19 protein-coding genes and 1 pseudogene are annotated in these 21082 nt (G+C 43.7%); 16 read left to right on the forward strand and 4 right to left on the reverse strand.

All coding sequences use genetic code 11. The annotated features are described in order from the left end of the window. Positions 1–4: 4 nt before the first annotated feature. From ABMY45_RS22060 to adk, 3 genes are all read left to right on the forward strand, one after another. The gene (locus ABMY45_RS22060; RefSeq protein WP_010378022.1) at positions 5–625 is read left to right on the forward strand and encodes a bifunctional 4-hydroxy-2-oxoglutarate aldolase/2-dehydro-3-deoxy-phosphogluconate aldolase; all 621 of its coding nucleotides are present in this window, start codon (positions 5–7) and stop codon (positions 623–625) included. A 17-nt stretch (positions 626–642) separates the two neighbouring features. After that, on the forward strand, positions 643–1647 hold the full coding sequence (gap, locus tag ABMY45_RS22065; protein ID WP_010604051.1) for a type I glyceraldehyde-3-phosphate dehydrogenase: 1005 nt from the start codon (positions 643–645) through the stop codon (positions 1645–1647). Between the two features lie 168 nt (positions 1648–1815). Next, the gene (gene adk / locus ABMY45_RS22070) at positions 1816–2460 is read left to right on the forward strand and encodes an adenylate kinase (protein WP_010378026.1); all 645 of its coding nucleotides are present in this window, start codon (positions 1816–1818) and stop codon (positions 2458–2460) included. A gap of 76 nt (positions 2461–2536) precedes the next feature. Here the strand turns inward: adk and ABMY45_RS22075 are convergent, their stop codons facing one another. The 3 genes from ABMY45_RS22075 to cmoA all read right to left on the reverse strand — a co-directional run bounded on the left by ABMY45_RS22075 (position 2537) and on the right by cmoA (position 4896). Beyond that, positions 2537–3010 (reverse strand): hypothetical protein, encoded by a 474-nt coding sequence (locus tag ABMY45_RS22075; RefSeq protein ID WP_227387202.1) that lies wholly within the window; start codon positions 3008–3010, stop codon positions 2537–2539. Between the two features lie 183 nt (positions 3011–3193). Next, positions 3194–4162: a tRNA 5-methoxyuridine(34)/uridine 5-oxyacetic acid(34) synthase CmoB gene (cmoB, locus tag ABMY45_RS22080; RefSeq protein ID WP_227387201.1), complete on the reverse strand. Its 969-nt coding sequence runs from the start codon at positions 4160–4162 to the stop codon at positions 3194–3196. An 8-nt stretch (positions 4163–4170) separates the two neighbouring features. Further along, positions 4171–4896, reverse strand: a complete 726-nt coding sequence (cmoA, locus tag ABMY45_RS22085; protein WP_102056606.1) for a carboxy-S-adenosyl-L-methionine synthase CmoA — start codon at positions 4894–4896, stop codon at positions 4171–4173. Positions 4897–5011: 115 nt separating this feature from the next. On the opposite strand from cmoA, the gene ABMY45_RS22090 reads away from it, so the two are divergent. Further along, complete coding sequence (locus ABMY45_RS22090; protein ID WP_010378035.1) at positions 5012–5686, forward strand: DUF3334 family protein; 675 nt, start codon at positions 5012–5014, stop codon at positions 5684–5686. A 99-nt stretch (positions 5687–5785) separates the two neighbouring features. Here ABMY45_RS22090 and ABMY45_RS22095 read toward each other — a convergent pair whose 3' ends face one another. Next, on the reverse strand, positions 5786–9517 hold the full coding sequence (locus ABMY45_RS22095; protein ID WP_349289516.1) for a response regulator: 3732 nt from the start codon (positions 9515–9517) through the stop codon (positions 5786–5788). Positions 9518–9622: 105 nt separating this feature from the next. Between ABMY45_RS22095 and ABMY45_RS22100 the strand changes: the two genes are divergently transcribed. From ABMY45_RS22100 to ABMY45_RS22155, 12 genes and pseudogenes are all read left to right on the forward strand, one after another. Next, positions 9623–10744 (forward strand): hybrid sensor histidine kinase/response regulator, encoded by a 1122-nt coding sequence (locus tag ABMY45_RS22100; RefSeq protein WP_174169046.1) that lies wholly within the window; start codon positions 9623–9625, stop codon positions 10742–10744. 386 nt (positions 10745–11130) lie between these two features. Continuing rightward, positions 11131–11973 (forward strand): 2OG-Fe(II) oxygenase family protein, encoded by an 843-nt coding sequence (locus ABMY45_RS22105; RefSeq protein WP_010604058.1) that lies wholly within the window; start codon positions 11131–11133, stop codon positions 11971–11973. A gap of 310 nt (positions 11974–12283) precedes the next feature. Further along, a complete protein-coding gene (locus tag ABMY45_RS22110; protein ID WP_010604059.1) occupies positions 12284–13195 on the forward strand; it encodes a BadF/BadG/BcrA/BcrD ATPase family protein in 912 nt (303 codons plus the stop codon). Then, complete coding sequence (gene nagA / locus ABMY45_RS22115; RefSeq protein WP_206472717.1) at positions 13195–14319, forward strand: N-acetylglucosamine-6-phosphate deacetylase; 1125 nt, start codon at positions 13195–13197, stop codon at positions 14317–14319. Before ABMY45_RS22110 ends, nagA begins: the two co-directional genes overlap by 1 nt. Positions 14320–14556: 237 nt before the next feature. Continuing rightward, the gene (locus tag ABMY45_RS22120) at positions 14557–15690 is read left to right on the forward strand and encodes a DUF5009 domain-containing protein (RefSeq protein WP_227387199.1); all 1134 of its coding nucleotides are present in this window, start codon (positions 14557–14559) and stop codon (positions 15688–15690) included. Positions 15691–15952: 262 nt separating this feature from the next. Then, complete coding sequence (nagB, locus tag ABMY45_RS22125) at positions 15953–16747, forward strand: glucosamine-6-phosphate deaminase (RefSeq protein ID WP_010604062.1); 795 nt, start codon at positions 15953–15955, stop codon at positions 16745–16747. A 147-nt stretch (positions 16748–16894) separates the two neighbouring features. Continuing rightward, positions 16895–17797: an NAD(+) diphosphatase gene (gene nudC, locus ABMY45_RS22130; protein ID WP_010604063.1), complete on the forward strand. Its 903-nt coding sequence runs from the start codon at positions 16895–16897 to the stop codon at positions 17795–17797. Between the two features lie 2 nt (positions 17798–17799). After that, positions 17800–18978: a cystathionine beta-lyase gene (locus ABMY45_RS22135; RefSeq protein ID WP_010604064.1), complete on the forward strand. Its 1179-nt coding sequence runs from the start codon at positions 17800–17802 to the stop codon at positions 18976–18978. Between the two features lie 215 nt (positions 18979–19193). Next, positions 19194–19481: a hypothetical protein gene (locus ABMY45_RS22140; protein ID WP_010604065.1), complete on the forward strand. Its 288-nt coding sequence runs from the start codon at positions 19194–19196 to the stop codon at positions 19479–19481. Positions 19482–19676: 195 nt separating this feature from the next. Then, complete coding sequence (locus tag ABMY45_RS22145) at positions 19677–19979, forward strand: hypothetical protein (RefSeq protein WP_174169042.1); 303 nt, start codon at positions 19677–19679, stop codon at positions 19977–19979. Next, positions 19976–20320, forward strand: coding sequence for an IS66 family insertion sequence element accessory protein TnpB (gene tnpB, locus ABMY45_RS22150; RefSeq protein ID WP_211868660.1), 345 nt, complete (start codon positions 19976–19978; stop codon positions 20318–20320). Before ABMY45_RS22145 ends, tnpB begins: the two co-directional genes overlap by 4 nt. Before the next feature lie 80 nt (positions 20321–20400). Beyond that, positions 20401–20955, forward strand: a pseudogene (locus ABMY45_RS22155) (IS66 family transposase zinc-finger binding domain-containing protein); the annotation flags it as partial. Positions 20956–21082: the final 127 nt, after the last annotated feature.

The following is a 21082-nucleotide window of genomic DNA, read 5'->3' on the forward strand; positions in this document are numbered from 1 at the left end:
GAGCATGAGTATTAAAGAGATATTGTCAGCAGCACCAGTGGTTCCGGTTATCGTTATTGATAACCTAGAAGACGCGGTGCCGCTTGCTACGGCATTGTTTAATGGTGGCTTAAAAGCACTTGAAGTGACACTTCGTACACCGGTGGCAGCGCAAGCGGTAAAAGACATTAAAGCGGCTTTACCAGACGCCTATGTTGGTACTGGTACGGTAGTGGATAAGGCAACCTTTAATGCCTCTGTAGAAGCCGGCGCTGACTTCATGGTAAGTCCTGGTGTCAATGACGAATTATTGGAACTGGCAAAGTCGTCAAGTATTCCATTTCTTCCAGGTGCTGCAACGCCAAGCGAAGTAATGAAGCTTGCAAGTCATGGTTTTGAATTCTTAAAGTTTTTCCCGGCGGAAGCTGCAGGTGGTGCACCAATGCTTAAATCCATTGGCGGGCCAATTCCACAAGTAAAATTCTGTCCAACGGGTGGTATTTCGTTGGCAACTGCACCTAAGTATCTTGCACTCGACAATGTGGTATGTGTGGGCGGTACTTGGATGCTTGATAAAGCACTTATCGCAAACAAAGACTGGCAAGCCATTGAAGCGCTTGCGAAACAAGCAAGTGAAGTAAAATAGATTAGGGGACAGTTATCATGATTAATATCGCAATTAATGGCTATGGACGTATCGGTCGTAACGTACTTCGTGCACTGTACGAGTCAGGTCAGAATAAAGACATCAAAGTCGTTGCCATCAACGACCTTGCGCCTGCAAACGTAAACGCGCATTTGACTCAATTTGACTCTGTACATGGTCGCTTTCAAGAGCAGGTTGTTCTTAACGACAACACACTCGTTATCGGTGGTGACGAAATCACGCTAACGCAAGAGCGTGACCCTGCAAATCTTCCTTGGAAAGCGCTAAACGTTGATATCGTACTTGAATGTACTGGGTTGTTCACTTCTCGCGAAGCTGCGGCTAAACACATTGAAGCCGGTGCGAAAAAAGTGATTGTATCTGCGCCGGGCACAGATATGGATGCAACGGTTGTTCATGGCGTTAACAGCGAAGTGCTAAATGCTGAATCAACCATTATCTCTAACGCATCTTGTACCACAAACTGTCTTGCGCCTATTGCAAAAGTATTGAATGATACTATTGGTATTGAGCAAGGTAGCATGACAACCATTCATGCCTACACCAACGATCAGAATCTATCAGACGTTTACCACCCGGATTTATATCGTGCGCGTAGTGCTACTCAGTCGATGATCCCGACGAAGACGGGTGCGGCAAAGGCGGTTGGCTTAGTGCTTCCTGAACTTGCTGGCAAACTAGATGGTATGGCGGTTCGTGTGCCAACCATCAACGTATCACTGGTTGATTTAACGTTTGTTGCTAAGCGTGACACTTCAAAAGAAGAAGTGAATGCGGCAATCAAAGCGGCTGCTGAGGGCGCGATGAGTGCAATCCTTGAGTACAATGAATTACCTTTGGTTTCTATCGATTTCAACCACAACCCAGCTTCTTCAGTGTTTGACTCTACACAAACCAAAGTAGATGGAAAGCTGGTAAAAGTGATGGCTTGGTATGATAACGAATGGGGCTTCTCTTGCCGGATGCTAGACCAAGTTAAAGCACTAGGTGCATTTTTATAATCAGGATTAATTTCTGACCAAAAGCTCTGCAGATCGCGGAGCTTTTTTGTTTTTGACGGAAAAATTGCCATTCTTCCTTATCAATTAGTATAAGTTCCTTGAGGATCGGCACCGTATATGGAAAAATTCACCACACAAACACCAATAACTCCAAACGAGGATTCAATTATGCGCATCATCTTGCTAGGCGCGCCGGGTGCAGGTAAAGGTACTCAAGCTCAATTTCTAATGGACAAATATGGGATCCCTCAGATCTCTACAGGCGACATGTTACGTGCTGCTATCAAAGAAGGGACTCCGTTGGGTCTTGAAGCGAAAAAAGTCATGGATGCAGGTCAACTAGTATCTGATGAAATCATTATCGGCTTGGTAAAAGAGCGCATCGCAAAAGAAGATTGTGCAAATGGCTTCTTGCTTGATGGCTTCCCACGCACAATTCCACAAGCAGATGCAATGAAAGAAAATGGCATCAAAGTTGACCATGTTATCGAATTTGATGTGGCAGATGAGATCATCGTTGAGCGTATGAGCGGTCGTCGTGTACACCCAGGTTCTGGTCGTGTTTACCACATCGTTTACAACCCGCCTAAAGTAGAAGGCAAAGATGACGTAACGGGTGAAGACCTAATCATTCGTGATGACGACACTGAAGAGACAGTACGTAAACGTCTGGCGATTTACCATGAGCAAACAAAACCACTGGTAGACTACTACAGTGCGGAAGCGGATGCTGGTAACACGCAATATCACAAACTAGATGGTACACAAGCTGTTGATGCGGTAAGCAAGCAGTTAGGTGAACTATTGGGTTAATAACTAAGCGTTCGCTTGGTTAACGTGTAGGAGTCCTATGGGACTCCTACATTATTTCTAAACTAGCTAAATCGTTTTAATAAGCGCTGTAGTGGAAAGTAATACTTTCTTTTCGACTTGGCTCTGCATAATGGAAGTTGCCTGTGGCTTCTACTCTATGAACGATAGAGGCTGAAATACCCGCTTTAAATGCCTCACCATTAAACGTAGCTGTATTCCCTGAATCGTTAGGATTAATTTCAATGCACTTGAAAGGTGCCGTGCTGTATGCACGACTGAAACAAAGCTCCACCGTTTCATTGCCAGGATCGGCGTAACCCGCTGAAGTATAGCTAACTCCAGTGATAGTACCCGTTTTGCTTCCATATGGGATATCACTTAAATCGATGTTTAATACAGAAAACTCTGTAGTCGAAAGACCGCCTGCTGAGCTTAATACTAGCATCCGACTAGGTTGTTTTTCTTTCGTGATCATAAAATCGTCAGCAATTGCTTGACCACTAAGCGCGAGTGAAGAAATGAAGAGGGCGGTAAGAGACATCTTTTTCATTAACAATTCCTTATTGTATAGTCTAATTCAAGCTACGCAGTGCAACTGCATAGTGGCGTGATTGTAATGAACGAAGAATGTTTGGGTCAACCTTAGATTTGTAAAATAATACAACTAAATCATAGGTTTATGATTTTAATTTGATGGGTCTTATGAGTAAGGGGCTGGTGCCCCTTACCGGTTTTACGCTTTCGCGATAAAAATTGCACGGAGTGGAGCGGGGTAGCCTTCAATGGTTTTGCTGGTGTCATTTGGATCTAAGAAATCAGCAAGCGACTCTGTTTCCATCCAAGGAGTTTGGCGCTGTTCGTCTAACGACGTGACGTCTTTGTTTACTACCTTGATATCTTTGAAGCCCACGCGCTCAAGCCATAATGTTAATGCGTCGCAGCTTGGAATAAACCAGACATTGCGCATCTTAGCGTAGCGATCGGTCGGCACCAATACTGTATTTACATCGCCCTCAATGACAAGTGTTTCTAGCACTAATTCGCCATCTTTTCTTAGCTGAGACTTTAGCTGCGCTAAAAAGTCGATTGGTGAACGACGGTGATATAGCACGCCCATTGAAAACACAGTATCAAATGCTTTTAACTCAGGCAGTTGCTCTACACCTAGTGGTAGTAAATGCACGTTTGGATCGGGGTTAAAGTGTTTAATCGTTTGGAATTGGCATAAAAATAGATCGGAGGGGTCAATGCCAACAATAAGCTCTGCGCCTTCACCGCGCATACGCCACAAGTGATAACCAGAGCCACAGCCGATATCCAATACATTACGGCCGTGAAGGTCGCTGATATGGGGGAGCAGTCGGTCCCATTTCCAGTCGCTGCGCCACTCAGTATCAATATGGACGCCATGTAAATGAAATGGTCCCTTACGCCATGGCATCATGCGTTTTAGTAAATGCGTTAACTGCTTTTGATGACCTTCATTGACGTCTTCGCCAGTACCTATCTCAACCTTGGTTTTTATATCAACATGGGTGGTTGAGATTTCTGGTAGATTTTTAATGACTTTTTCCCATTTCGGCCAGTCGCCATGTTGGGCTTCTTTTTGCCAATGGCTAAGCTGCGCAGGCAACGTTTCTAGCCAATGGCTCAAAGGGGTTTTCGCAATGGTTGCATAAAAGTCGGTAAACCAATGATTCATAATTGCCTCTATTTTATTGCTACCATTGAGCAGAAGTTAAAGCACTGATACCACACTTGAGTTTGATTAAAGCCAATAGCTTCTAATCTTGTCATATGGGTACTTAACAAGTCCGTGCGCATCACGTTTTCAATCGCGTTGCGTTTTTGGCTGATCTCTAATTCTGAGTAGCCATTGTGGCGTTTAAAGTCGTGGTGAAGGTCGATAAGTAAGTTGTCTTTAGTATCGTTTTCACCGCGGATTTTTTCACTTAATAGCAGTACACCACCAGGTTTCAAACCCTGATATATTTTTTCTAGAACCGCTTTGCGGTTTTCTGGTGGAATAAACTGTAGGGTGAAGTTCATCGCAACGACAGATGCATTGCTAATCTCTATTTCATTGATATCACCTAAAGTGACCGAGACTGGGACGTCGGATTTAAAGCCTTTTAGATGCAGTTGGCAGCGCTCTACCATAGGCTGTGAATTGTCCACGGCAATGATATGACAGTTTTCTTTATCTATATTTCTACGCATGCTTAGCGTGACTGCGCCTAAAGAGCAGCCTAAGTCATATAAGTTTGAGTTACTTTGCGCGTAAGTACCCGCAAGTTTGCCCATTGTGCTTACTATTGTCGCGTAGCCCGGCACTGAGCGCTGGATCATATCTGGAAACACTTCGACGACATTGGCGTCGAAAGTGAAATCTTTCACTGCTTGTTCAGTGGCATAAATACTGTCTTTGCCCGTCACATTTAATCTCTCTTTGAAAATAATCTCGCTATTTTAGCATTTTATGCTGGATAGTCAGTGATAAATTCAGTAGCTTGGCTACTATTAATAATAAGAAGTAACTATGAGACCAAAAATGGCGAAAAGCAAAGTGATTAGCACAGAAGACATCCTCTCAACGCTATGCCACTCAGTAACAGAAGTTCTGTCGTCGGCAAGCGGCAACCAAATTAATTATTCCGCGATGGTACAAAAGATAACTCGTACCTGTATGAGGCCTGACATCGGCTGTTTCGTATTGTTTGATGGCGGCTTTACCGGTTTAGTCGTAACTAATTTTACCGCGCAAGCCGCGATGGAGGTGTATACCGACTACATGCGTAACATGGGCATGCCTGAAGAAGAAATTGCGCATAGTCATTTATCTGATGACGTTGCCAATGTATTGGGTGAGTTGATGAATCAGATTGTTGGTGATTTCACCAACAAAGTACGTGAGCAGCTACATACCTCTATCACGCAAAACCAGCCTAAGATGATGGCTATCAACAAACAGGTGCAGATCTCGGTAGACACAACGATGGATCGCCCGCAGGCGAGACGCGTTACCTTTACCACTCAAGGCCAGAATATTTTCTATCTTGAATTGGCAATGGATAAAACTGAATTCATTAAGCTACATGACTTTGATATTGCAGAGTCGGTAGACCCAGATGACATTATTGCAAGTCAGGCTGAGAAGAAAAAGCCAGCGAAGCCTCAGGAAGAAGATGTTGTAGATGACGACTTTATGGATCAGTTAGGACTGTAAAACCGTATTTAGAGCACCTAACAGAAAGGCCACATCTGTGGCCTTTCTGTTAGGTAAAAATCTTCATTGCGCCCTCGGATAAAATATATAGTAATGGCACTAATGCAGTGCGCCTTTTCCTGCATTGAGCTCAGGTGCTTCTTCTACATGCTTTATGGATGTTAGCATCATAAAGGCTTCATTGAACTCAAAGCGGGCGATGGCGGTTTTTAATTTCTGTAGTTCTGGTTCAGTCAAATAGCTACTTACTGAAATTGAGTCTACTAGCTCTGTGGCTTGAGTATCATAATCTCTTAATGCACATGCGAGCTGGATGAGTTCCTCTAATTGACTATTGCCACCTTTTTCTTCGTTGTTTTTCGTTACACTTTTTACCTGATGAGACGCTTCTTTTTTACGACGCTTTTGGCATTGTTCCAGTGCATATTTAACGTATTTAATCAGCTCGTCAATTTCGCTTGCATTAGGTGGGCGGACATTGAGAGAAGCCTCAATGTGCTTAAATTCCTCGGTCAGCCTAACAATCGAAAGGTTAGCACTAGCACCTTTTAATGCATGTAACATGCTATGTGCCAGTTCAAAATTTTCAATGGCTAAAGCCTGTTTTAAATTGATCAGCTCTTCAATCTGCTGGGACAGGAACTTTTCTAAGATATCGAAGTAAACCTTTTGGTTGCCAGCTGCTCGAGCAATACCCTCGGCAATATCAATACCTTCAAACTCAATGATCTCATCAATTTCCTCTATCTCTGCAACGACTTTTGGTGGGTTAACTTCTGGCGTTGTTAAAAGGCCATCGGCTTCGGGGTATACGTATTTCAAAATACTTTTAACGAGTTGTTCAACGTCGATGGGTTTGGTTACGTGGTCATTCATACCAGCATCGATGCAAGTCTGTATGTCTTCTTCCATGGCATTGGCGGTCATCGCTAGAATAGGAAGTGTATTTTTATCGAACTCTATGCGAAGGTTTTGCGTCGCGGTAATGCCGTCCATCACTGGCATTTGCATATCCATTAAAACAATATCTATGTGTTTGCTATGAACTTGATCAATGGCTTCTTGTCCATTGTCTGCGACCGCTACTTGCGCTCCGAAGCTAGATAAGATCTCCGCTGCTATCTCCTGATTGACTGGCTGATCCTCCGCGACCAAAATTGATATGCCATTTAGTGCTTGTTTCCTAATCGTTTGTTCTTTTTTGGTGATAGTGGTTCTTACTTCCGGTGAGTCAAACACGGCATTTTGAATAACGTCCACAAGGTTTGACGGGTTAATCGGCTTTAAAAGTACACCATCAACTAAACTGGCTTGGCTGTCGTTCAGGTTTAGCTCCCGACCATAAGCGGTGACTAAAATAAACTTACTTTGCGACACATCGACCTGCGATTGCAGCTTAGTGATCAGCTCAATGCCATCTAATTTTGGCATATGCCAATCGACGAAAATAAGATCGGGTAACTCTTGTGTCAGGACGAATTGATTTAACGCTTTATGAGGGTCTAAATAAGAACAAACCTGCATACCAAAGTTTGTTAGCATACCGCTTAACACGTCCAATGCGTGTTGGTTATCGTCAATAATTGTTGCTGATAGTTCTGATAAGTGGGTAGAGGCCATTTTCGCCTGACTCAGCTCGTCACTGACCTCCATTTCTAATGTGAAATAAAATTCCGAACCGACGTTTTCCTCGCTCTCAACATATATTTCTCCCCCCATAAGCTTGACCAATTGTTGCGAAATCGTGAGGCCAAGCCCTGTACCGCCATATTTTCGGGTGATCGAATTGTCTGCTTGCGAGAAAGATTGAAATAGGTTTTTTTGCTGGCGTTTATTCATGCCAATACCAGAGTCTTTTACGCTAAACTTAATTTTTGCTAACCCTTTTTCGACATTGACAAGGGCGACACGAATAACAACCTCACCGGTTTCTGTGAATTTAACTGCGTTACCCGCTAAATTGATGAGTACTTGGCTTATTCTAAATTGATCGCCAATCACGCAGTAGGGCACTTGTGAGTCGATATCAAAGACTAACTCTAGTTGTTTTTCTTGGGCTTTTACACTGACGATGGTGGCGACATTGTCGAGTAGTTTTTCTGTTGAAAAGGCCTGATATTCTAACTCGATTTTGCCAGCTTCGATTTTTGAAAAATCGAGTATATCGTTGATCAATCTCAGTAATTGCTTTGCGGCTGTATCTATTTTTGATACGTAGTCGTGCTGTTTTGCATTCAATTCTGTCGCGAGCGCGAGATGAGACATACCAATAATCGCGTTCATTGGGGTTCTAATTTCATGGCTCATGTTGGCGAGGAATTCGCTTTTCGCTTTTGCCGAGTTTTGGGCCAAGTTTTTTGCTTCTATGAGTTCACGTTGTAGTTGGTTCCTCTCCGAAACGTCAAGGTACATGCCAACAATACCAGCTACATCGCCATTTTCATTAAAAAATGGCGCTTCATATACAATCAGTTCCCGCGGCTGTTCTTGGCCATCAAGCAATAATACTTCATAGGTTTGCTCCTGGGTTGTGGTGGTAATTTCGTGAGCTTTGGATTCAAATAGACTGGCTATTCCTAGATCAAAAACCTCGTCTAACTTGGCGCCAATCACATCTACTTCAAATTGATCTAACAGTGTTAAAAAGGACTTGTTTACGCCCATAAATACACCGTCAGTCGAACGATAATACGTGGGGTTTGGGATAGCATTGATAATATGGTGAGTAAGTTCGAGTTGTTCGCTTAAGGCCGATTCTGCCTTTTGCTGCTTTTCGATATTTTCATTGATGGCAAGCGCGAGGCTTAAGTCCTTACACAAATACTCGAGCGCTTCAAATTGGCTGTCTATCAACACCTGAGCACTACCGACTAGCAGCACATAGACAACATGATTACCGATGGCTAGTGGAAAGCAATAACGGCCTTGTAACTTCACTTCAACTTCTTGTTCTTTGAGCCACAACGGTTCTTGTTGTACTTGTGGTTCATTATTTGCTGCGCAATGCGCTAGAGTGGAGGCAATAATTGAATGGCTTGGTGTCACCCCATGGCTTTTCACTAACGACAAGGCGTCGTCTTCTAAATTGGCATAGAGGCAAACACTCGGTGCATTGAACTCATTGGCAATAAACTCTAGTGCATGGCGCACGATAGGCTCGGAGCCGGTGATGGATTTTAGTTCGCGATTATAGTTTTCGATAATTGCGGCTGACGCCAACTTTTGGCTTTGAGAGGTGGTGGCAACATGGATCGCTTGCGTGAGCCGTTTTACATCGACGTCACTGTTTGTAGGCACCACAGAAAGAGGGGCGCCATTTAACGCTTGTGCACGTAGCGTATTGACGATGCGATATAGCGGGGAGAAATGTTTGGTGCGCATAAACCAAACATAAAAGCTTAAAAATAGTGTTAATACCGCGAAGGCAAGGCCGGTAATCAACAGTATTAGGAGTTGTTGATTTGTGCTTGTTTCAAGTTCAGCGTTTGCAATGAGAGGCAATTGTGAGATGGCATTTTGATAACTTTGAGGCAAATCGGCCTGCTCAACCGTATCTGCTAAAAATTGAGACTTTAGTCTTGCTTGGGTTTCATAGATTTGTTGTAACGGAAGTGGTAATGGATGACTTGGTGCAGATTTGATTTCACCTAGCCATTGGACGTTTTTATCTTTGCTATACATCTCTAGTGATAGGTGGTTGTGGTAAGCGGTATTAACGTCGGTCGCGAGAGTGCTGTGAGTAGTTGTTGAGTAGTAGATAAGCGTTGCGCTTCCTAGGGCAGCCATCAAGGCGAAAAGTGCGATCCAACTTAGTAATGCTTTTGAGGACATAAGTTATTATTTACGCGTGAATTTATATATAAACATAGTCGCGATATACAATATCTCAAGCTATGCTGTAAAAAGTGTCTATCTTAAGGACTTGAGTAACGTTACATGTCAGACATTTTAATTGTTGACGATATGCCGGAAAACCTCCAAGTATTGCAGCTCATACTAAGAAAGGAAGGGTATAAAGTATTGGCAGCACGGGGTGGGGATATTGCCTTAGGTATTGTTAAAAAGCACCAGCCTGAGTTAATTATTACCGATATAAAAATGCCAAATATGTCGGGGATTGAACTATGTAAAGTGCTTAAGTCCGACAATTCGGCGGCGGCCATTCCGGTTATTTTTGTGAGTGCTTATGAAGACAGCGAGAGCTTGGTACAAGCATTCGAAGTCGGTGGTGTTGATTACATCACCAAACCTTATAAACCCGCTGAAATCATAGCCAGAGTAAACACCCAATTTAAGTTAATTGAAGCGCAAAAGTTAGCGGTAAAACAGCAGCTATCTAAGGCTATAAACCAAATGGTGATGGGGATTGCACACGAAATTAATACCCCGCTTGGTACCAGTATTACGTCCAACACCTTTTTAGAAGGCGTCATGCAGGAGCTACAAAGTGCACTCACCGCAGGTACGCTTACGCAGGATGAGCTGGTAACGGGGTTTGAGCAGATCAAAGACAGTAGTGCGCTGTGCAGCCGTAATCTAGAAAAAGTGGCTAAGTTTGTCAGTTTATTAAAATCGGTCTCTCAGTCTGAGCGAGATAGCAGTTGTGCTGACGTTAAATTACAAGAAATAGAAACAAGACTGAAAAAAGATTTTTCAAAGCAAGACGTACAAATTCAGTTTGTTGGTAACACAGCAACTGAAGTTTACGTGGATGGTCAAGCACTGGTTGAGGTATTGAGCAACTTAGTTGAAAACTCTATTGCGCATGCCTGGATTGACCATGATCACCTTGCCACTATCACCTTTACGCGCTCAGGTAACAATTTACATGTTAATTATACTGACAATGGAATAGGGCTTAGAGGAATTAGTACACAAGAGTTATTAAAACCATTTGTGACGACAAAAAGAGGTAATGCAGGCCATGTTGGGTTAAGCGCAAATTTAACTGCTAACTTGGTTTCAGGGGCACTCAATGGAGAGTTTAGCGTGAAAAATACACCGCAAGGATTGGAGTGGGATATCCAAATACCGATAGATACCCCCGATAATGCTTGATCTGCATCAAAAGTCTCAGGCCCTATACATAAAAGCGGACATAAGTCCTTATATCATTTGTCCTAATTCAATAAGCTCGCTCGCTGTTAAAACGTAATCTTTAAAAAGTACTCTGCTGACCATGTAATTAGCTACACTTTTTGAAGAATTATCGACAACACGATCGTATAAGGGCTTTTTAGCCTTTGCTGTTGCTGTTTTGAGTGAGGCTTGTTAAATACAAGTTTACTGCTTAAAAACAACCCCCTAGGTTAACAGACCCGATAACATACGCCTTACCTTCTACTAGGTACGCAGTGTTGAGATGACACGGGAAGTGCGTTATTTACCCCGATGTGCAATTGAGTAAATAACCATGAATTACTAATAATTTTGGTGGAACCATTATGCAACAGTTACCTACCGTAGACTATCAATCGCCAAATGCTGCGAAAGAATTTGTAGAATCTTTAAGAAACACGGGTTTCGGTGTACTAAAAAATCACCCAATCCCACAAGAGTTGGTTGAATCAATCTACAAACATTGGCAAGAATTTTTTAATTCAGAAGAAAAACACGAATTCCTTTTCAATAAAGAAACTCAAGATGGTTACTTCCCACCAGAAGTCTCTGAAGTTGCTAAAGGTTTTACAGTAAAAGACATAAAAGAGTACTTTCACGTTTATCCAAAAGGTCGCGTACCGGCTCAATTAGAAGCAGAGATTCGTGAATATTACCGTTTAGCGAGCGAGTTTGCTCAAGAGTTGCTAAGCTGGGTACAAGCGGAAGCGCCTGCAGATGTGAGAGCGAGATTCTCTATTGATCTCAAAGATATGATCAAAGAATCAGAGCAGACATTACTGCGTATTCTTCATTACCCACCAATGACGGGCGATGAAGAACCAGGTGCAATTCGCGCCGCAGCGCATGGTGATATCAATCTACTTACTGTATTGCCTGCGGCAAATGAGCCTGGCCTACAAGTGCAAAGACAAGATGGCAGCTGGTTAGACGTACCATGCGACTTTGGTTCGTTGATTATTAACATTGGTGACATGCTACAAGAGGCGTCGGGTGATTACTTCCCATCGACAATTCACCGTGTGATTAACCCTACTGGCAAAGCGTCGACGAAATCTCGTATTTCATTGCCGCTATTCTTACATCCAAAACCGGATGTTGTGTTGTCAGAGCGTTACACTGCAGATAGCTATTTGCAAGAGCGTTTGAGAGAGCTTGGGGTTAAGTAATCAGCGAATAACCTGAACGACAAGGTTAAATCGATAAAGCGACTTGATGTAATATTGAGTCGCTTTTTTATTATGTGTCTAACAATCCCTAATCTCTGTTAGTCCTTGTAATTTGACGATTATTGCAATTTTTCACTGACAATCCTCACAATCTGTGCAATATTAGTTTTTTTCAAAATGAAGAAATTTCTTGAAAAATTTAATGACAACGCTGTCATTTGTTGTGTAACATCAATTCAACATGAATGAAAAACCGTGTCTAACGAAAATAATAACGCGGTCCAATCCAGAACAAAGTAGGGGTCTTTACATGATGGCTAAACAGGTTAACCAAGACCAACTATACATCGGCGTCGATGGTGGTGGAACAAAATGCCGCGCTACAATTTATTCTCTTCAACATGGCGTTTTGGGTACGGGTCTAGGCGGTCCTGCGAATCCCTTACATGGTTTAGAGCGCACGCTTGAATCTATCATGGTGTCGACACAAATGGCGTTACAAGACGCGGGTCTTCGTGTTGAACAAGTACATGAGCTAAATGCAGGCCTTGGCCTTGCAGGTGTTAACTTACCCGCGCTCTATGACAAAATCATGCAATGGGAGCATCCCTTTAAACAAATGTTCCTTACCACAGATTTACACACCGCGTGTATTGGTGCTCATGAGGGTAGCGATGGTGCAGTGATTATTACGGGCACCGGCTCCTGTGGTTTTGCCTTAGTTGATGGTAAAACAGTGAACTATGGTGGCCATGGTTTTGCGCAAGGCGACATGGGCAGTGGCGCTTGGATGGGGTTAGAGGCGGTCAAAGCTGCGTTACTCGATCTTGATGGCCTTGGCGAAAAAACATCATTGAGCCAAGTATTACTAGAGCACTTCAGTGCGAAAGGGGCTATGGGTATTGCTGAACAAATGGCTGGGCAGCCGTCTAGTGGTTATGCAAAGCTGGCTCGTTATGTATTAGAACAAGCTAAGCAAAATGATGAAATTGCCCTTTCTATCGTAAAGTCTGGTGCGGAATATATTAGTCGTTTAGCGAAGCGTTTACTTGAACTAAACCCACCTAGACTCTCTATGATCGGCGGATTATCAGAGCCGCTACAACCTTGGCTCGACCCAGAAGTTGCAAAACAAGTCCAATTACCTAAACAACCTCCTGAAATGGGGGCAATTTACTTTGCAATTCAAAGTGCAGGTCAAGAATTAAAAAAGGCGAACTAATGACGACTCAATGTTATTTTGCTCCAGAATTTTTTGATGGTGAAAGTTTTAGAAAAGACGTTTATTTCGAAGTAAACAACGGCCAAATTCGTTATGTAACTGAGTCGCTAGTAACCAATGTATCTAAGCTATCAGGGCTAGTTGCACCAGGTTTTATTGATGTACAAGTTAATGGTGGTGGTGGTGCATTTTTTAACGCCGAGCAATCGACGGCATGCTTGGCGACTATGGTTAAAGCACATGGCCAATTTGGTTCCACGGGATTAATGCCAACCCTTATCACTGACAAAATTGAAGTGATGCAACAAGCGGCAGATGCAACAGCAGAAGCTATTGCTACTAATCAGCCCGGAGTGCTTGGGATCCACTTTGAAGGCCCACACTTATCTCACCCGAAAAAGGGTACGCATAGCGAAAAGTTCATCAGACCAATTTCAGAGCAAGAATTTGCGGTTTACGCGCGTCAAGATTTAGGCATCAAAATGGTGACTTTAGCACCTGAAACTCTGCCACTTAGCGATATCGAACGCTTGATTTCATTGGGTGTGAAAGTGTGTATCGGTCATTCAAATGCGGACTATGACACCGCTAACGCCGCACTTAATGTTGGCGTTGATGGCTTTACGCACCTATTTAATGCAATGTCTGCGTTTACTTCCCGTGAGCCGGGCGTTGTCGGCGCCGCGCTTTGGAATGACAATAGCTGGTGTGGTTTGATTGTTGATGGCCATCACGTTCATCCATTGTCGGCGCAGCTTGCGATTCGTACTAAGCAGCGCGGCAAAATGATGCTCGTGACGGATGCCATGCCTCCAGTTGGGACAGATGATACGGAGTTTGACTTTTTTGATGGCAGAAAAGTTATTCGTACTGGCGATCGGTTGAATTCAACAACCGGTGAGCTTGCTGGCAGTGTATTGGATATGGCAAGTGCGGTGCGAAACGCCGTTAATACGCTTAACGTGAGCCTAGCGGAGAGTTTACGCATGGCTTCTCTGTACCCTGCACAATATCTTGGCCTGTCTCACAAGGGGCATCTAAGATCGGGCGCTGATGCTGATTTCGTGGTGCTCGACAGCGATTTGATTGTGAAGCAAACCTATATTGGTGGTCAGTTGTTATAACTGATTTGTAATTGAAGAGTGGACGAAAACGGCCGCTTAAGTTTCCCTGATCAAACCTCGCAGCAGTACCGCGGGGCTTTGCTTTTTTAGCTTAGCCGATATTATTGGCTAAGCATGGGTGGATCGACAACTCAGAAAGTTACAGTAATGTGCGTAATGCTCAAACCAAACCTTGAGGCAAATGGATTTGCTTGATTGAGCGATCCATAGTTAATGTTTTCACGCGGATAAATAGCAATGACAACGAATAATAAGCCAAAGCGACTAGCGTCTTTAGATGCCTTACGCGGCATGGATATGTTCTGGATCTTAGGTGGCCAGTCTATTTTTGCGGCACTGTTTGTACTGACCGGATGGCAAGGGTGGAAGGCTTTTGAAGCGCACACACTGCACAGTCCTTGGCATGGCTTCACTTTTTATGATCTTATCTTCCCACTGTTTATCTTTTTATCGGGTGTGGCGATGGGCTTGTCGCCTAAACGTATCGATCATCTGCCCTTTAATGAACGTAAATCGTTTTATCTCAAAGCACTGAAGCGCCTTTTGTTACTGTGTGCTTTTGGCGTGTTATACAATCATGGTTGGGGAACTGGGATCCCAATGGATCCAGACGGTGTTCGCTACGCTAGTGTATTAGGTCGCATTGCGTTTGCTTGGTTCTTTTGTGCTTTACTGGTTTGGCATACGAGCTTGCGAACCTTGGCTTATGTGGGTGTAGGCATATTGACATTTTATTGGTTACTGCTTTGCTTTATCCCGGTTCCTGGTGGGCAAGCGGGGGACTTAAGTGCAAATGGTGTTGGTAGTTGGAATGCGTTCATTGATACGTATTTACTACCAGGGACCAGTTATCAAAATCGTCCGGTTGACCCAGAAGGTGTGCTGTCAAGCTTACCTGCCATTGTAAATGCTATCGCAGGTGTATTTGCTGGTCGTGCGATCGCCAATGCACAAACGCAGGGAGAATGGAAAACCGTTGGTATTTTGGCAGGCTCTGGTGTACTCGCCTTAGCACTAGGTTGGCTTTGGGACATGCAATTTCCAGTTAATAAAGAATTGTGGACAAGCTCATTTGTGCTAGTAACCGTCGGCTGGAGTGCAATTCTACTAGCGGTATTTTACGCGATAGTAGATGTACTGAGCTTTCAACGTTGGGCGTATCCATTTGTTATTATAGGAGCCAACTCCATTATTATTTATTTGGCGTCAAGCTTAGTGAATTGGACCTTTATTAGTAAAAGCGTATTCGGTGGCGTGATTGCCGCCGTGCCGGCTGCGTGGCAACCATTAATTGCTGTTTTTGCGCTACTGGCGGTACAGCTTTTAGTGCTGCACTGGATGTATAAACGCCGTATTTTTGTAAGTGTATAATATTCACAAGCCTCCTTTCAAAAAGCCCACCGTTGTGGGCTTTTTAACACCTTTAGATTGCATAGAGTAAAAAATATCCATATTTTTTTTCACTTTTGCTTTACAAGCGAATTATTTCTGATAATAATGACAGCGTTGTCATAATGGTAATAACCTAATGTTGTGTATCCCAATTAGGTTCGATCTGACCTTGCTTTGATTGCACGCGAGGCAAGGCTCAGATCCCATTTTATTCTAATCATCTCAACATTTGGTTAATCGTATGCAAGTAGTCATTTTAAAAGACGCTGCCGAAGTGGCAGCATATGGTGCAGACATTTTTACAACGCAATTAAAGCGTAAAGCTAACTCTGTGTTGGGATTAGCGACGGGTTCAACACCGGTTGCTTTGTATCAAGAATTAATTAAGCGTAACCAAGCAAACGAAATCAGTTTTGCGGAAGTTACCAGCTTTAATCTAGATGAATATTTAGGCTTAGATGGCTCGCACCCACAAAGTTATCGTTACTTTATGCAGCAGCAGCTATTTGACCATATCAACATTGATAGAAGTAACACGCACGTACCGCCGGGGGATGCAAAAAATCCAATTACGGCGTGCGGCGAGTATGAAGCACGTATTAAATCTGCTGGTGGTATTGATGTACAACTGTTAGGTATTGGCAGAAATGGCCATATTGGCTTTAACGAGCCATCTTCTGGATTGACGTCACGCACTCGGGTTAAAACCCTAACGAAAGCGACGATTGATGATAATGCTCGTTTTTTTAAAGCTGATGAGTACCAACCTCATTTGTCAATCACAATGGGTATTGGCACGATTTTAGATGCTAAAAAAGTCGTGTTATTAGCGACTGGTGAAAACAAAGCTGATGCCGTTGTTGCTATGGTGGAAGGCCCGTTAACTGCGGCGTGTCCGGCTTCGGCACTACAAATGCATCGTGATGCTGTAATCGTCATCGATGAAGCTGCGGCATCTAAGCTAAAAGATATTGAATTCTATAAGCATATTGAAAACGAAAATCAAAAGCTGTTGGACTATCTTGCCTCTCTGTAGTGTGAAATCACACTGTAGTTTTCAAAAGCCCATTTATGGGCTTTTTTTTTGCCTGCACCTTTGTGCTATGGTAGCTTTAAGGTCTCGCCGAGGTGGATAAAATGTTCCAGAACACGAAGGAATAGGGGCTTGCTGTATTACACTCAAATGACGTTAGACAGAGCGTCTAACGAAAGAAAAGATCAAAACTGGTTATTATCTCAAATGGGTGACAATAGTCGCTGGTTATTAATTCAAGACGACGCTAATTTAGTGCGTGTCGGAGATAATGAATTACATTATCTTTCTCGCACAGAAGTCGCTGATTTAGCACTTCAAGACGCGATATTCTTAGGTCGTGACGAAGCGCACAGCTATTTTGCGCTTGACGTCTCTAAACAACGAGACAAGCTTTCTTTTATTGACTCCGAGTCAGAATTCATCGATATGCGCCAAGTGGGTCGTAACTTACCAAAGCAACAAGGCTCAATTGGTGTGCTTGCACGAGGCTTATGCTACTGGCATAAAACCCATTGTTTTTGCGGACGTTGTGGGCAACCCAATAAAATGGTTGAAGCAGGTCATGCAAGACGTTGTGTTAACCCTGAATGCCGCCACATGACGTTTCCACGTACAGATCCAGCCGTTATCATGCTTGTCACTCATGTTTTCCCTGATGGCGTTGAACGCTGCTTGTTGGGCCGTCAGGCTGTTTGGCCAGAAGGGGTATTTTCGACGCTGGCTGGGTTTGTTGATCCCGGCGAATCGTTAGAGCAAGCCGTGATAAGGGAAGTGATGGAAGAGGCGGGTGTTGAAGCATACGACGCCACTTATATTGCCTCACAGCCTTGGCCGTTCCCGTCATCACTTATGCTGGGGTTTATCGCGAAGGCAAAAACCACAGAGATTTTTGTCGAGCAAGATGAGCTTGAGCAAGCTAAATGGTTTTCACGGGCGGAGCTTAATACATTTTCAGAGTGGGGTGATACAAAGCCCGGCTATAAACTCACCAGAGAAGACTCTATCTCCAGATATTTAGTTGAATACTGGCGTGCACAATCAGAAGAGTAATTATGAAAAAGCATACTAAAATCGTTGCTGCTGGAAGAAAAGCAGAATATACCAAAGGGGTAGTAAACCCAGTTGTTCAGCGCGCCTCTACTGTAGTTTTTGAGAGCGTTGCCGAAATGCAAGAAGCGATAAAAGGCCGTGGACATCGCACCCTGTTTTACGGCCGCCGTGGCACCAATACCCATTTCGCCTTGCAAGATGCCATTACTGAGCTTGAAAATGGTGCGGGTTGCGCCTTATATCCGTCTGGTGCTGCTGCTATCGCACAGTCACTACTGTCATTTTTAAAAGCAGGCGATCACTTGCTGATGGTGGATACTGCCTATGAACCAACCAGAGATTTGTGCGATAAGCTGTTAAAAGGCTATGGTATCGAAACCACTTATTATGACCCTATGGTTGGCGCTGGTATTGACGCGTTAATTCAAGACAATACCAAAGTGTTGTTCTTAGAGTCTCCAGGTTCAATCACCATGGAAGTTCAAGATGTGCCAGCGATGGTTGAAGTTGCAAAGCGCCGTGGCGTTATCACTATGCTTGATAATACGTGGGGTAATGGCTGGCAGTTTCGTCCGCTCGATCATGGTGTTGATATCAGCATTCAAGCGGCAACCAAGTATATTGTTGGGCATTCGGATGTCATGATGGGGGTTGCTGTTGCAAACGAGCGTTATTGGCCTGAACTTAGAGAACACTCGTATTTACTGGGTCAATGTACCTCTGCAGATGATGCTTATTTAGCACTACGTGGGTTACGTACTATGCCTGCGAGGTTAAAACAACACGAACAGTCGGCAATGATAGTGGCGAAATGGCTCGAAGCGCATCCGCTCGTGGATCACGTTAGACATCCCGCTTTTGAGACTTGCCCCGGTCATGAATTCTTCAAGCGAGACTTTGATGGCAGTAATGGCTTATTTTCAATCGTAATGAAAGAAGGTAGCCAAAAGGCGATTAACCGTTTCTTAGATGCCTTATCCCATTTTAAAATGGGTTTCTCATGGGGCGGCTATGAAAGTTTAGTTACAGCCAATAAAACCATGGAGCATTTGCGATCAACTACAGGTTGGACACTTGGCCCCGTGATCCGCCTTCACATCGGTCTTGAAGATGTAGAAGACTTGATAGAAGATTTAGAACACGCACTTAAGGTCTACGAACAAAACCTCGCGAAATCTTAAAACTTCGGCTCAACTTATCAGTATTGGGTGCTTCACTTTTAACGAGGCACCTCGGATTTATTGAGCCATAATCGCTGTTGGATCAAGACTGAAAACTGTAGAAAGCAATACCAGTTTGGCGCAGTTTAAGCGTAAAGCACAGGGAACCTTTAGAGGGAGGTAATGTCCAAGAGCTACGTCATGAAAGTATTGAAAACTAAATTCAAGGAAAGGTGATGAAATTAAACAGACTGATTATGTTACCGGTAATCTCACTAAGCGCTTGTGTGGTAATGCCCGTCCAGGATACTGCCCACATCAACAAGTGTGAGATCTCATCGGATAGAAAAACCCTAAAGATAGTCGATGTTGCAGACGAAACCAATACGTATTATTCCGTGAGTGGAATTATATTAACGCCGATACTCGTTCCTACTACTGCTATTATTTCGGGAACTTATGTGTTGGCAAATAATGCCTATCGTCTTGGGGAAGAGACGATAAAGTGCGAAAACAAATCTTAAAACTAACTACAAACTTATTTAATTGTTGCGTTGTGCTCTGTATTTGAGCGCAGCGGGTCAAAACCACTTGTGCGACATGCTTGGTTTGCTATATTTTACTTTTATAATGTATCGTAAGCGTCGCCAGAACCACACCTAGCTACTGAATACGCTCAGCCTATAAAGTACAGCTCTGACCTCAATTCGGAGCTGACCATGCCTAAACACAAAACCGCAGAGCAATGGCTGAAACTTATCGAACAACAGGAACTCAGTGGTTTGTCTGTCACTGACTTCTGCACGCAGCACAACCTTAGTACCAAGTCTTTTTATAATCGCCGAAGTAAACTTCGCACTAAAAAACCACCTGAGTCATCTTTTATTGCCGCTAAGCCTGCTGCATCTGAGTCCGTTTCTCTGCCTGAGTTGTTACAGCTCAAGCATGGTCAGAATACGGTGTTGTTGCCATCAAACACAGATGCCCTGTGGTTGGCTGCACTGCTCAGGGCGCTGTCTTGATCTGCTGGCACAATGAGTCTGTTTACTTGCACCGCCAGCCAGTAGACTTTCGTAAATCCATCAATGGGCTCGCGGCGATTGTTGAGCAAGAAATGGCAGCACACGCGATGAGCGGTCAGGTGTTTGCGTTTTGCAATAAAAACAAGGACAAGCTGAAGGTGTTATATTGGGATAAAACCGGCTTTGCCTTGTGGTACAAGCGCCTTGAAAAAGACAAGTTTAAATGGCCCGACAAAGAAGACGATGACGTCATTACACTCAGCGCCGAACAATGGCAGTGGTTATTGTCTGGCTTATCGGTCATTGCCCACAAGCCGCTCAGCTATGGTTATAACGTATGATCATAACAGGGGTTTTTAGATCACGAATTAATCTAAGCTATTAATTTAAAAACAGTTACTCTGTTGATACAGTAGACTGCATGAAAGAAATGAATAAACTGCCTGATGATCCTCAGCAGTTGAAGCAGATCATTGCTTAGCTTCAGGCGCGTAATAACTACCTCGAAGAACAATTCAGACTGGCCCAGCAAAAACGCTTCGGGGCCAGCAGTGAGTCGCACCCTGCACAAGCTGACTTGTTCAATGAAGCCGAAACGCTGGTTGAAGAAGCACCTGAGCAAGACGTGGAAACCATCGAATATCAGCGCAAAAAGCCGACACGTCAGCCACTGCCAAAAGATCTGCCCCGCGAACGTGTTGTGCATGACATCGACAACAAACAGTGTGACTGCTGTGGCGGTGAGCTGCACAAAATGGGCGAGGATGTGAGCGAAAAGCTGGAATTTATCCCGGCCCAGGTCAAAGTCATCGAACATGTCAGACCAAAATACAGCTGCCGGCACTGTGAAAAAACACAAACCCGGGTTGAGATAAAACAAGCCCCAGTCCCACCGAGCCCGGTTCCTAAAGGCATAGCAACGGCCAGTTTGCTCAGCCAGATCATCACCAGTAAATATCAGTATGGCTTACCGCTGTGTAACTCCACCCTATTTAGTACAGCTATTTCGTAGAATTCTATGCAGCCTCAAGGTAACCAACCGGTGTCATATCACCAAGTGAATCATGAGGTCGCTCATAATTATAAATATCTAACCACTCATC

The organism is Pseudoalteromonas sp. XMcav11-Q (assembly GCF_040104525.1).
GTDB lineage: Bacteria > Pseudomonadota > Gammaproteobacteria > Enterobacterales > Alteromonadaceae > Pseudoalteromonas.

Coding starts and splice junctions, on each gene's coding strand:
- ABMY45_RS22140 (WP_010604065.1), top strand. CDS start 19,194: ATGAAATTAAACAGACTGATTATGTTACCGGTAATCTCACTAAGCGCT.
- ABMY45_RS22105 (WP_010604058.1), top strand. CDS start 11,131: ATGCAACAGTTACCTACCGTAGACTATCAATCGCCAAATGCTGCGAAA.
- adk (WP_010378026.1), top strand. CDS start 1,816: ATGCGCATCATCTTGCTAGGCGCGCCGGGTGCAGGTAAAGGTACTCAA.
- ABMY45_RS22090 (WP_010378035.1), top strand. CDS start 5,012: ATGGCGAAAAGCAAAGTGATTAGCACAGAAGACATCCTCTCAACGCTA.
- gap (WP_010604051.1), top strand. CDS start 643: ATGATTAATATCGCAATTAATGGCTATGGACGTATCGGTCGTAACGTA.
- ABMY45_RS22110 (WP_010604059.1), top strand. CDS start 12,284: ATGATGGCTAAACAGGTTAACCAAGACCAACTATACATCGGCGTCGAT.
- ABMY45_RS22060 (WP_010378022.1), top strand. CDS start 5: ATGAGTATTAAAGAGATATTGTCAGCAGCACCAGTGGTTCCGGTTATC.
- ABMY45_RS22100 (WP_174169046.1), top strand. CDS start 9,623: ATGTCAGACATTTTAATTGTTGACGATATGCCGGAAAACCTCCAAGTA.
- ABMY45_RS22075 (WP_227387202.1), bottom strand. CDS start 3,010: ATGAAAAAGATGTCTCTTACCGCCCTCTTCATTTCTTCACTCGCGCTT.
- nagB (WP_010604062.1), top strand. CDS start 15,953: ATGCAAGTAGTCATTTTAAAAGACGCTGCCGAAGTGGCAGCATATGGT.
- nudC (WP_010604063.1), top strand. CDS start 16,895: ATGACGTTAGACAGAGCGTCTAACGAAAGAAAAGATCAAAACTGGTTA.
- ABMY45_RS22145 (WP_174169042.1), top strand. CDS start 19,677: ATGCCTAAACACAAAACCGCAGAGCAATGGCTGAAACTTATCGAACAA.
- nagA (WP_206472717.1), top strand. CDS start 13,195: ATGACGACTCAATGTTATTTTGCTCCAGAATTTTTTGATGGTGAAAGT.
- cmoB (WP_227387201.1), bottom strand. CDS start 4,162: ATGAATCATTGGTTTACCGACTTTTATGCAACCATTGCGAAAACCCCT.
- ABMY45_RS22120 (WP_227387199.1), top strand. CDS start 14,557: ATGACAACGAATAATAAGCCAAAGCGACTAGCGTCTTTAGATGCCTTA.
- ABMY45_RS22095 (WP_349289516.1), bottom strand. CDS start 9,517: ATGTCCTCAAAAGCATTACTAAGTTGGATCGCACTTTTCGCCTTGATG.
- ABMY45_RS22135 (WP_010604064.1), top strand. CDS start 17,800: ATGAAAAAGCATACTAAAATCGTTGCTGCTGGAAGAAAAGCAGAATAT.